This window comes from Streptomyces sp. NBC_01237, assembly GCF_035917275.1.
Lineage (GTDB): Bacteria > Actinomycetota > Actinomycetes > Streptomycetales > Streptomycetaceae > Streptomyces.
Map to the genome: position 1 here is coordinate 6,182,279 of NZ_CP108508.1, position 11,483 is coordinate 6,193,761.

Sequence of the window (11,483 nt, forward strand, 5' to 3'; positions counted from 1 at the left end):
CCGGAACGCCGGGCGACACGATGCACGACCGCCACCGAACAGCGTCCCGCCTGCCCGTTCCCGCCTCGGCCGGCCCCGCGCTAATGATCCACGGGCAGCGGCCGCGCCCGGTTCGGATTGATCAACGGGGCGAGCAGATCCCCGTACCGTTCCAGCCGCGCGGTCATGTCACCGGCCAGGAATACCAGCTCACCGGGTGCCCGGCAGCCCTCGATCTCCTCCCAGGTGACGGGTGCGGAGACGGTGGGTTCCGTTCTGGCCCGCAGAGTGTAGGGGGTGGCGGTCGTCTTCGCTGCGGCGTTCTGGCTGAAGTCGACAAAGACCTTCCCCGGCCGCAGGGCCCGGGTCATCCGGTGCACGACCAGCTCCGGCAGGGCGCCGGCCGCCTCCACGGCCAGCCCCTTCGCGTACGCGGACACCTGGCCGGAAGGGGTGGGCTCCAGCGGCACGAGCAGATGCAGTCCCTTGGACCCGGACGTCTTCCCGTACGCGAGGAGCCCGTCGGCGGCCAGCCGCTCCCGCAGCCAGAGCGCCACCGCGCAGCACTCCACGACGCTCGCGGGAGCGCCGGGGTCCAGGTCGAACACCAGCCGGTCGGCCATCCCGGGCGCGTCCGCCCGCCACTGCGGGGTGTGGAATTCCACCACCAGGTTCGCCGCCCACACCAGCGAGGCCAGATCCTGGACGAGCACCTGCCGGGCGTGCTCGCCCTCGTGCCGCGGCACGGCGGCCGTACGCACCCAGCCGGGCGTACCGGGCGGCGGATTCTTGGTGAAGAAACGCTGGCCGTCGGGCCCGTCCGGATAGCGCAGGAAGGACACGGGTCGGTCGTACAGGTGCGCGAGCAGCGCCCCCGCCACTGTGGCCGCGTAGTAGTGCAGCACCTCGCCCTTGGTGGTCCCGGTGGCCGGGTACAGCACCTTGTCGAGATTGCTGAGCGCCAGGCGCCGCCCCTCCACCTCCGTGATGGGCGTCATACGATAAGAATCACATGAAAGGCGACCTAAGAGGTTATTACCGGCAAAAGGGGTGAACGGTGAGGTCCATATGGAACGGCGCGATCTCCTTCGGGCTGGTCAGCATCCCGATCAAGCTGGTGAACGCCACCGAGAACCACTCGATCTCCTTCCGGCAGATCCACCTCGCCGACGGTGGCCGGATTCGATACCGCAAGGTATGCGAACTGGACGAGCAGGAGGTGACCACCGCCGAGATCGGCAAGGCGTACGAGGACGCCGACGGCACGATGATCCCGATCACCGATGACGACCTCGCCTCCCTCCCGCTCCCCACGACCAGGACGATCGAGATCGTCGCCTTCGTGCCCGCCGACGAGATCGACCCGCTCCAGATGGACGCGGCGTACTACCTCTGCGCCAACGGCGTCCCGGCCGCCAAGCCCTACACCCTGCTGCGCGAGGCGCTGAAGCGCAGCCGGAAGGTCGCCGTCGCCAAGTACGCGCTGCGCGGGCGCGAGCGGCTCGGCATGCTGCGCGTGGTCGACGACGTCATCGCGTTGCACGGACTGCTGTGGCCGGACGAGATCCGCGCCCCCGAGGGCGTGGCCCCGGAGACCGACGTGACGGTCCGCGACGCCGAACTCGACCTGGCGGACGCCCTGATGGACACCCTCGGCGAGGTCGACATGGACACCCTCCACGACGACTACCGCGAGGCCGTCGAGGAGCTGATCGCCGTCAAGGCGTCCGGCGGGGCGACGGAGCCGGCCGCGGCGGAGGACTCCGGCGGCGGCAAGGTCATCGACCTGATCGCGGCCCTGGAGAACAGCGTCCGCGCGGCGAAGAAGTCCCGCGGCGAGGAGGGGGACGGGGAGGAGACCGGGGGAGAGGTGGCCGAGGTCCATCCCCTCCGGAAACCGGCAAGGAAGACGGCACAGAAGACGACGCACAAGACGGCACAGAAGACGACGCACCGGACCCCGACCGGCAAGACGGTGACCCGCTCGGGAGGTGGCACGGCCTCCGCCGCGAAGAAGTCCGCCCCCAAGACCACCGGTACGAAGAAGTCCACGGCAACGGCCAAGAAGGCATCCGCGCAGTCGCCGACGAAGAAGACCGCGGCGAAGAAGACGGCGGCGAAGAGCACCGCGGCGAAGAAGACGGCGTCCGGCAGCCGAAGCACCGCGAAGAAGTCGGAGCGGTCCTCGCCCCGAAAGCGCGCCTCGGCCTGAACACCCCGCAGGGAACGCCCCGCAGCGAATCCCCCACAGCGAATCCCCCGCAGGAAACGCCCCACAGGGAACGCCCCATCGGAACATCCCCGTGGAGATCGTCCCCCTAGGGCATCCGGTCGTCGTGGGCAGCTGAACCGGCCCCGGACGACCGCTGTCCCACCACCCCCGTACGCTACGGCCCATGAGCGCAGAGGCCCCCTCGGGACGGGTGATCGACGGCCGCTTCACGCTGGTGGAGCGGCTCGGCAGCGGCGGCATGGGAATGGTCTGGCGCGCCCACGATCTGGCGCTGCACCGCGATGTCGCCCTCAAGGAGGTCCGGCCCCCGGACCCCGCCCTGGAGGAGTACGACCCGGAGGCGGCCCGCACGCTGCGCGCCCGGGTGCTGCGCGAGGCCCGCGCGCTCGCCCGCCTGGACCACCCCAACGTGGTCACCGTCCACCACATCGTCGACCCCGGCGAGGACGGCTACCCATGGATCGTCATGGAACTGGTGCCCGGTGCCTCCCTCCACGAGCGGCTGGTCCGGGGCCCGATGGAACCGGCCGAGGCGGCCGAGCTCGGCCGGGGCATCCTCTCCGCGCTGCGCGCCGCCCACGCGGCGGGCATCCACCACCGGGACGTCAAGCCCGCCAACGTCCTGCTCCGCGCCGACGGCCGCCCGGTCCTCACCGACTTCGGCATCGCCGCGATCCGCGAGTCCACCAGCCTGACGATGACCGGCGCCCTCATCGGCTCACCCGACTACATCGCGCCCGAACGCATCCGGGGCACCGAGGGCGACCCGTCCTCGGACCTCTGGTCGCTCGGCATGATGCTGTACGTCGCCGTGGAGGGCCGTCATCCGCTGCGCAAGGCCACCACGCTCGCCACGCTGGCGGCCGTGCTGGACGAGGAGGTGCCGCCGCCGGTACGGGCCGGTGCCCTCACCCCCGTCCTGAAGGCCCTGCTGACCAGGGACATAGCCGCCCGCCCCGGCGTCGGGGAACTGGACAGGATGCTGGCGGACGCGGCCGCCGGAACGATGCGCGAGCCCGCATCCCCCACGGCCGAGCCCACCGGCTCGCCCCCAGCGGCGCACACGCTGGCGCTGAATCCGGCGCACCGCGCACCCACGGGCCCCACCCCCGTGGACCGGATCCCCACCACGGGTCCCACCCCCGCCGATCGCGTACCGTCCGCGTCGCCCGCCGCGCCGGGCAACCCCTACGCCACGCAGAACCTGACGCCGGAGGACCAGGAGCGGCAGCGCCGCCTCCGGCGCCGTATCCGTACGATCGCCGTCACCAGCTCCCTCGTGACCACCGCGGTGTCCGCGGCCGTCCTGATCTGGGTGCTGGTCCCTCGCGCCGGGGGCACCGGCGACGAGGGCGACCGTCCGTCGGTCGCGGCGAGCACTCCCTCGGGCGACCGGAGCGGCAACCCGACGCCGAAGACGTCCACCGGCGGGGGGACTCCCGTCGCGGACACGCCGGACACTCCGGCCGAGCCGGCGAATCTGCTGACCCCGAAGGGCGTACGCGGCGCCATCAAGGCCCTGAAGCCGCTGATGGGCGGAACGAGGGTCACCGACTTCACCGTCCACGAGGAGCACGCCTCGGCCAAGGCGCCCCTCAAGTCCAACTCCACGCTGTACGACCAGTTCAGCTACCGGGACGGCGAGGCCACCAACGACGACATGGGCGGCACGCTCCCCTCGGGGGAGACCTCCGTCGACCTGCTCTCCGTGGACTGGGACGCGCTTCCCGCCCTGCTGCGCACGGCGGACAAGACCCTCAACGTCCCCGACCCGGAGTACAGATACGTGATCGTGGACCCGTCGTCCCCCTTCCACGACGACCAGCCGGTCCTGCGGGTCTACGTCTCGGACAAGTACGGCGGCGCCTTCCTCACCGCGCACCTCGACGGACGGGTCATCGAGAAGAACCCGCGGGCGAAGGGCTGATGACTGTCCCCGTTCACCCCCGCGGAGCCGAAGCGGGAGTGAACGGGTCCCGGAGCGTGGGCAGGTCGAGGCCCAGCGGGTCCCGCTCGATGACATACGTGCAGCTCGTATACGTGTAGCCGGGCTGGATCTTCGACCCCGATGTGTAGCTGTCCACCGCCGCGGTCGCTCCTGAGCCGTGCTTGTACAGGAAGTGGTACGTGCCCGCCGGGAGCCGGAGCCTCGCCTTCGGGTAGCTCCTGCCACCGTCCTTGCACGCCCGCGCCGATCCGCTGGACGCGCTGTAGCGCTCACAGCTGCCGCAGGCCCGCAGTTTGACGGTGCCGGTGACCGGACCGGTGTAGAGCACCTCGACGGCATTCGGCGCGTCGTTGCTGATGACGAGCTCCATCCGGGCGCCGCCCGGCTTGCGGGACGGCGGCAGCCGCTTGCCGGCCGAGGGCCGGTCGTCGGCGATCTCCGCGGCTATGGCGATGTTCCGCGCCCGCCGCACCCGCTTGTCGTCCTTGTACGTACGGGTGAAACCGGTCAAGGTCTCCTGCGCCTCGGTGAACTTCTTGTCCTCGAACTCGTCCACCCCGCAGGCGTACACCCCGTCCTGGACGCCCTTGTCGGCGTCGGCCCGCAGCGCGGGCATGTCCGATCCGGGCAGCCCGGAGACCGTGGTGCCGAGGCCGCGCAGCACCGCGGTGGCCTCACAGGGCCCGTCGCCCTTCAGCGCCGCGACCTGCGCCCCGATCTTCCCGGATATCGCCGGTCCCACCTGCTTCGCCGAGGCGGAATCGGGGAACGTGCGCAGCAGCTCGCCCAGTTCGGTCCCGCCGCCGCCCACACCGCCGAGCCGGGACACCCCGCACACGTACAGCGAATCGGCGAGCGGCTCGTCGGGCCAGGCGGCCAGATCGCCCAGCAACTCGGCGTCGACGGAGCCGGGAACCGTCCGCAGATAGGTCAACGGCTCGACGGCCGCGCAGTGCTGCTTCTCCCGGTACGGCGCTGAGACGGCCTCGTAATACGCCTTCAGCCGGGCCGGGACGAGCTTGCCCGCCCGTGAACCGGCATGCTTCTCGCCCAGCTCGCGGTAGACGGCGAGCGCGGACCGGTATTCCGCCCGCGCGGTGCCGAACGGCTGTCCCGACGCGGCCCGGACGGCCTCGTCACCCCGCTCCAGCCGGTCCAGCAGCATCTGCTCGACGGCCTCGTCGCGCTCGGAGCCGTAGACGGCGAACCCGCCCGCCGGGACGGCCAGCAGCAGCACCCCCAGCGCAGCCGCCAGAACCGGTCGCCAGGACCCGGCCACGGGCGAACGCCGGGCGGTCCGGGCCCCGTCGGCGACCGCGGCGGCCAGCACGACGAGGAAGCCGGCGAGCACACCGCCCGGCACCCCGTCGGGATCGGCGGGCAGCGCGGCCAGCAGCAGCCCACCGGCCGCCGCCCAGCACAGCGCGGCCCGGAACCATCTGCGCATCAGGGCGTAACCGAGGCCGAGCCCGGTCAGATTGAGCAGCCCGACCGCCACGGAACGCAGGGCGGAGCCGGGAGGGGGCGGCCCGATCGAGGGCGGCCGCAGAGGCGGAGGCGGAACGGAAGGCGGCACCTCGGGCTCCTGCCCCGGCCCGCCACCGAACCCGCTTCCCGCTCCACCACCGGGCCCGCCGCCCGCGCCACTGCCGGATCCCGGGTACTGATCGCCGGACTCCATAACGGTCCCCCCACCGTCGAGCCTCACAAGGTCCCCCTGAACCTGCCCCGTTCCGTCACCATTCACGCACGCTTCGCCCGCGATTCGACGCTGGTCCCGGACCCGCGACAGCCCCTAGACTTCGACCTGCCGCGACTGGCGCGTGCCCCGGCAGGGGCGCTCCGTGGAAACGACCACGAGGGAGCGGCACACCCCGGGCGCGCCCGGGGCGTCATCCTCCGGAGGGCCGTCCGCCTGGGCATCCGGGTCCACGCCGCACGACGCGGCCGACCCGGAAGGACCACTTCCATGACCACCCACGCACCCGGCATCCCCACCGCCAACGGTCCCGCACCCACCACTGCCCCGCGCCACCCGGCACTGGCCTCGGCGGACCCGGACCTCGCCGCCCTGGTGGTGGCCGAGGAGCAGCTCCAGGCGGACACCCTGCGGCTGATCCCCAGCGAGAACTACGTCTCCGCGGCGGTCCTCGAAGCCTCCGGCACGGTGCTCCAGAACAAGTACTCCGAGGGCTACCCCGGCAAGCGCTACTACGAGGGCCAGCAGATCATCGACCAGGTGGAGACGCTGGCCGCCGAGCGCGCCCGCGCGCTGTTCCGCATGGACCACGCCAACGTCCAGCCGTACTCGGGCTCCCCGGCCAACCTCGCCGTGTACATGGCCTTCCTCAAGCCCGGTGACACCGTGCTGGGCATGGGACTGCCGATGGGCGGCCACCTCACCCACGGCTGGGGCGTCTCCGCGACCGGCAGCTGGTTCCGCGGCGTGCGGTACGGGGTCCGCCGCGACACGGGCCGAGTCGACCTGGACGAGGTGCGCGAACTGGCCCTCGCCGAGCGCCCGAAGGTCATCTTCTGCGGTGGTACGGCGGTTCCCCGCACGATCGACTTCGCGGGCTTCGCCGAGATCGCCCGCGAGACCGGCGCGGTCCTGGTGGCCGATGTCGCCCACATCGCCGGCCTGATCGCGGGCGGCGCCCACCCCTCGCCCGCCCCCTACGCGGACGTGGTCTCCACCACCACCCACAAGACCCTGCGCGGCCCGCGCGGCGCGATGCTCCTGAGCACGGCGGAACACGCCCGTGCGATCGACCGCGCGGTCTTCCCCGGCCTCCAGGGCGGCCCCCACAACCAGACCACCGCCGCCATCGCGGTCGCCCTCAGGGAAGCCGCCACCCCCGACTTCAGCGCCTACGCCCACCAGGTGGTGACCAACGCCCGCGCCCTGGGCGACGAACTCTCCGCCCGCGGCTTCGACCTGGTCTCCGGCGGCACGGACAACCACCTCCTCCTGATCGACCTCACGGCCAAGGACGTCCCCGGCAAGACCGCGGCCAAGGCCCTGGACCGCGCCGGCATCGTGGTCAACCACAACACCGTCCCCTACGACCCCCGCAAGCCCTTCGACCCCTCCGGCATCCGCATCGGCACCCCGGCCCTGACCTCCCGCGGCATCCCCGCCGCCGCGATGGCCGCGGTCGCGCAGTGGATCGACCAGGTGGTCGAGGCATCCCGTACGGGCGACGAATCCACCATCACCAGGATCCGGTCCGAGGTGAAGGCCCTGATGGACAGCCACCCGGCCCCGGGCCTGCCGGTGGGCTGAGGCGGGGCGGTGCGATACAGGAACCGGTGTCCGGCGAGCTACGGACCGGCGCTCGCCGGAGGCGGAGTCACGGACGGTTCGATGGTCGACCTGACATAGATCCGCGTGGCACCGGGCTTGAACTCGTGCGCGAACAAGTCGATGCAACGCTGAAGGTACTTGCCTTCAGGAGTTTCGAGCTCATCGGGGCAAAGGCTGGTTTTCCGCAGACCTCGGACGAACGTTTCCGGCTCGGTCAGTCCGAGGTGCGCGAAGGCGGCAGCGGGCCGGTAATCCTTCTTCTCTGGAAGCGAGTTCCCCGTCATCTCGGTTCCCTCACGTACGAGTCGGCCCGTGTACACCCCGGCCTGTTCGCTGGGCAGAACGAAAGACAGCAGGCCTGTGTCGTAGCGCTGTCCGACCTTGTAGCCCGCGCGTCGGTCCGCTGCCGCATCCGGAATGCGGATGCCCATCTGCCCGCTCATCCAGACCGGGGTGGCCCCGTCCTCCCAGCAGCACGTCATCTCCTGCTTCGACAGGTCGGACGAGACCTTGTCGGAGACGTGGGAGACCACGCCGATCGCGGCGGCGACGCATGCGAGGAACACCAGAGCGACGACAGCCACGATCGGCACCCGACGCCGCCGTGTGGGCCGCTCGCCGACTCCGTCCTTGCTGGAGTTGTTCATCGGTGGACCTCTATCGCCCTTCCTGCTGCTCACGGCCGGGGTCCGTACGGTCGCCCTCACGCCCTGGCTCATTCGGCTGCGGGAGTGGACCGTAATGCGAGGCGGATCCGCCCAGATCGTAGTGCTTGACTGAACTGGTGCCCGCCATATCGAATTCGCGAGCAACGCCCGTGGTGTGCAGGCGGGCCATCTGGCCATCGGGGATGCTCATGTCTCCTCCTCCGGGGAGGTCGATGGTCACCCCCTTGTCCTGGTCCCAGTTGTAGCGGTCCCACGCGTTGGACTGATAGTCGAGGCCCACCCTGGGTTCGCCGTTCGCCTCCGGCACGACGGTGACCACTCCAGTCACGTTCGACCTGGTGGAACCGACCGCGTAGAACCAGTTCTCATTGGTTTCCTTGGTGAAGCTGAAGTCCCGATTAATGGTTTCCACCGGTATGGAGACCGGCTGCCCGCCGTTTCTCCTGAACTCTGCAAGCGCCTGCTCGCGCCATTCGTCTCGGTGCCCCTTGATGTCATCATCGATGTGTGTACGGAATCCAGGGACTTCGGACATCATCTTGTCCACGGGCAGGTTCATGTCCGTTCCGCTGTTCCCCAGGTAGTGGGCCATGTGCCGTGCAGCGTCGTTGTCGCCCGTCCAGTCGGCCGTCTCGGCGATCAGATTCATCTTCTCCCGAGTCCTGCGCTCCTCCGCTCCCGGTTCCTCGACGCCGTGGGGCCCGGAGCCCCGGTCGGGGGCGGCCTGTTTGACGGACGGCGAGAGCAGCCCCGCAGCCAGGAGATCGTCCTTGTGCCCGGTCCACAACTCAGCACGAGCCCGAGGACTCAACGACAGCCAAAGGCGCCGTAGCTCGGCCCGCTGCGCGGCGCTCGCGTCGCCACCGTGCGAGGCCAGCTTCATGGCACGTGGCAGTTGGTCCTCATCGAGAGAGGTGTACGTGGCATGCCCCGCGTTGTGAGGGTCGCCGCCGTGGCTCTTCTTCAAGGCACGGGTCATGGCTGCGTCGATCTCCGAGGCATGGGACACGAGCCCCGTGAGGGTATCGGCGTACCACTGCATCAAGTCTTTCGTCCGCTGCGAGGCTCCCTCTGCGTCACAGAATGCCTCTGTGACCTTCACTGTGCCGTTGGGGCCGTCCACCACCAGGAGGCCCGGATCCGCGCCCGCGGCCCGGTTCGGATCTCCCTTGCGGGCTTCCGCAGTCAGCTCTTGGGCTCGTTTCTGGATGTGCGTCAGCTCGCTGTGTGAATCTTCGAGAACAGCGGCGACACTCTTTGCCTCCAGATGTAAGTCCGAGATCTCTTTGGCTGTCTTGCGGACGAATTCCTTGGTGACCGCAGCATTCACGCCCGCCCACTGCGCCCCGTCCGACATCTGCAGGAGGCCGCTGTAGACGTCGGTCCTCAGCCTCTCCAAGCGGGCAGCGGTTGCCTTCCAGTCACCGGTGGCAGCACTCAGCTTGCCCAGGTCCACTTCGATGAGATCCGTATAGGTCAACGCGCCCATTGTTCCCCGCTTCCATGCTCACTTCACGTACTGCAACAGTTCCGACACCGGGACCGCCGCACCATCTCTTCGTCTGAGAGCGGTGGCGATCTCCGCCTCGTCGTTGGCATGCAGCTTTTTCGTGTAGTCCAAGTGATTGGAGATGTGTGCGCACATCTGCAGGACAGTCTTGACCTGCGAGCTCCAGACTTCGAGTGTGGTGTACAACTCGGTGCCTGAGCTGAAGTTCCGTCCCTGTAACTCTGCTGCACCCCGAGCAGTCGTCCCGGCGCCATCTCTGTCCATTCCGGCACCGGCGATGTCGGAGCACTTCCCAAGCTCTCCGTGGATGCGAAACGCCTCGTTGCCTACCGCGCCCAGGTCGTCTTGATGAACCACCAGGTCGGCGTCCAACCCGGACTGTGAGCCGTCAGGCTTGGGCTCAGCCGCGTTGAGCTGCATATGCGCGGATTGACCCTCCTGCGCGTCCGCTTTGAGCTGTGCCCAATCGCTGACGAACGTCATCTTTCCCCCACCCAGTCCGTACCGGCATGCCAGGCTACTCAAACTTGATGACCCTGTCGGACGTTCGGCTGACTCTGTCCGATCTCGGGCCGGGCCCCGCGGGGAACGGGCATGGCGACGGCGGGGTTTGGCCGATGTCGACGTGGAGGCAGTGAGAGCACGGACGTATGGCTCAGTTGTGCGGGTCCAGGATGAGCAGTGGCCTCGTTCCCTCGTCTTCGTGGCTACCACGCACGCCCGCGAAGAACTCGTCATCGCGCCGGTCGCCCTCCAGGATTCGTCCGCGTACGACGGCCGGAGCGCTGTCTGTGGTGCGGTAGCCCGGACAGGGAAGCCGCCTCGCGATGGTCGCGCAGCGCGGCCCGGCCGAGGTTGGTGATCCGCCGCAGTCCCTTGCTCTTGCGCAGGCAGCCGGCGATGACGAGACCGGACTTGCTTCCACAGCTCCGCGTGGTGCGGGTCCCCGGGGTGAGCGGCGAGGATCTCTGGCGTACACGTCGGCGAAGCGGCGCGCTCCGCCGTCGGCGTCACGTCCTGGTGAGTCAAGGCGCGAAGAGTCCGCAGCCACAAAAAAAGACCCTCTGCTCAGCGTTTCCGCTGGTCAGAGGGTCTATCCGGAAGTGCCCCCGGCAGGATTCGAACCTGCGCACCCGGCTCCGGAGGCCGATGCTCTATCCCCTGAGCTACGGGGGCGTATCGCGGTGTTGCTCTGCGACGGGTGAAACACTACCAGCTCCCGCAGGGTGTCCGTGAACAGGTATTTCCGTGGCGCGGGAAACCCTTCCGGCCACGCCCGAACGGGCGGTCGGCGCGGTTTCTCGCCACTCTTCCGGGGACGGAAGTGGGCAAAACCCGGACGCAGCCCCTCCGGCCGACCTACTCTCGTAGCGTGTCAGGGGCGTACGGCCGCGTGCTTGTTGTCGACGACAACAAGGTCATCCGGCAGTTGATCAGGGTCAATCTCGAGCTTGAGGGCTTCGAGGTCGTGACCGCGGCCGATGGTGTCGAGTGTCTGGATCTGGTGCATCAGGTCTGCCCGGATGCGATCACGCTCGATGTCGTGATGCCCCGGCTCGACGGTCTCCAGACCGCCGCGCGGCTGCGGGCCGATCCGCGGACGAGCCATCTGCCCGTCGCGATCATCAGCGCCTGTACGCAGTACGAGGTGGACGCGGGGGCCTCGGCCGGGGTCGATGTCTTCCTGGAGAAGCCGTTCGAGCCGAGTGAGCTGGTGCGGATCGTCCACCGGCTGGTGCGCCGGGAGGACCCGCCGGAGCTGGACGGGCGGCACGGTGCGGGGCGGGCGGGGAGGACGGCCGGCTGACCGGATGGCGAAACAGGGTCGCGGAGTGCCC

9 protein-coding genes and 1 tRNA gene are annotated in these 11,483 nt (G+C 69.7%); 4 read left to right on the top strand and 6 right to left on the bottom strand.

What is annotated here, in order from left to right; genetic code table 11:
- Positions 1–80: 80 nt before the first annotated feature.
- Positions 81–977 (bottom strand): non-homologous end-joining DNA ligase, encoded by an 897-nt coding sequence (gene ligD / locus OG251_RS27685; RefSeq protein WP_326679666.1) that lies wholly within the window; start codon positions 975–977, stop codon positions 81–83.
- A 59-nt stretch (positions 978–1,036) separates the two neighbouring features.
- On the opposite strand from ligD, the gene ku reads away from it, so the two are divergent.
- The gene (gene ku / locus OG251_RS27690) at positions 1,037–2,191 is read left to right on the top strand and encodes a non-homologous end joining protein Ku (protein WP_326679667.1); all 1,155 of its coding nucleotides are present in this window, start codon (positions 1,037–1,039) and stop codon (positions 2,189–2,191) included.
- A gap of 184 nt (positions 2,192–2,375) precedes the next feature.
- A complete protein-coding gene (locus OG251_RS27695; protein WP_326679668.1) occupies positions 2,376–4,139 on the top strand; it encodes a serine/threonine-protein kinase in 1,764 nt (587 codons plus the stop codon).
- Positions 4,140–4,152: 13 nt separating this feature from the next.
- On the opposite strand, the gene OG251_RS27700 is transcribed toward OG251_RS27695, so the two are convergent.
- Complete coding sequence (locus OG251_RS27700) at positions 4,153–5,841, bottom strand: hypothetical protein (protein ID WP_326679669.1); 1,689 nt, start codon at positions 5,839–5,841, stop codon at positions 4,153–4,155.
- A 288-nt stretch (positions 5,842–6,129) separates the two neighbouring features.
- Between OG251_RS27700 and glyA the strand changes: the two genes are divergently transcribed.
- On the top strand, positions 6,130–7,446 hold the full coding sequence (gene glyA, locus OG251_RS27705; protein ID WP_326679670.1) for a serine hydroxymethyltransferase: 1,317 nt from the start codon (positions 6,130–6,132) through the stop codon (positions 7,444–7,446).
- 38 nt (positions 7,447–7,484) lie between these two features.
- On the opposite strand, the gene OG251_RS27710 is transcribed toward glyA, so the two are convergent.
- The 4 genes from OG251_RS27710 to OG251_RS27725 all read right to left on the bottom strand — a co-directional run bounded on the left by OG251_RS27710 (position 7,485) and on the right by OG251_RS27725 (position 10,821).
- Positions 7,485–8,114, bottom strand: a complete 630-nt coding sequence (locus OG251_RS27710; protein ID WP_326679671.1) for a hypothetical protein — start codon at positions 8,112–8,114, stop codon at positions 7,485–7,487.
- A gap of 10 nt (positions 8,115–8,124) precedes the next feature.
- On the bottom strand, positions 8,125–9,624 hold the full coding sequence (locus tag OG251_RS27715; protein WP_326679672.1) for a hypothetical protein: 1,500 nt from the start codon (positions 9,622–9,624) through the stop codon (positions 8,125–8,127).
- Positions 9,625–9,642: 18 nt separating this feature from the next.
- A complete protein-coding gene (locus OG251_RS27720) occupies positions 9,643–10,128 on the bottom strand; it encodes a hypothetical protein (RefSeq protein WP_326679673.1) in 486 nt (161 codons plus the stop codon).
- Positions 10,129–10,749: 621 nt separating this feature from the next.
- A tRNA-Arg gene (locus OG251_RS27725) sits at positions 10,750–10,821 on the bottom strand.
- 196 nt (positions 10,822–11,017) lie between these two features.
- Here OG251_RS27725 and OG251_RS27730 point away from each other — a divergent pair.
- Positions 11,018–11,452, top strand: coding sequence for a response regulator (locus OG251_RS27730; RefSeq protein WP_326679674.1), 435 nt, complete (start codon positions 11,018–11,020; stop codon positions 11,450–11,452).
- Positions 11,453–11,483 lie beyond the last annotated feature (31 nt).

Excerpts from the sequence above, each read along its gene's own strand:
- OG251_RS27710 (WP_326679671.1), bottom strand. The coding sequence starts at position 8,114 with ATGAACAACTCCAGCAAGGACGGAGTCGGCGAGCGGCCCACACGGCGG.
- OG251_RS27700 (WP_326679669.1), bottom strand. The coding sequence starts at position 5,841 with ATGGAGTCCGGCGATCAGTACCCGGGATCCGGCAGTGGCGCGGGCGGC.
- OG251_RS27715 (WP_326679672.1), bottom strand. The coding sequence starts at position 9,624 with ATGGGCGCGTTGACCTATACGGATCTCATCGAAGTGGACCTGGGCAAG.
- glyA (WP_326679670.1), top strand. The coding sequence starts at position 6,130 with ATGACCACCCACGCACCCGGCATCCCCACCGCCAACGGTCCCGCACCC.
- OG251_RS27720 (WP_326679673.1), bottom strand. The coding sequence starts at position 10,128 with ATGACGTTCGTCAGCGATTGGGCACAGCTCAAAGCGGACGCGCAGGAG.
- OG251_RS27695 (WP_326679668.1), top strand. The coding sequence starts at position 2,376 with ATGAGCGCAGAGGCCCCCTCGGGACGGGTGATCGACGGCCGCTTCACG.
- ligD (WP_326679666.1), bottom strand. The coding sequence starts at position 977 with ATGACGCCCATCACGGAGGTGGAGGGGCGGCGCCTGGCGCTCAGCAAT.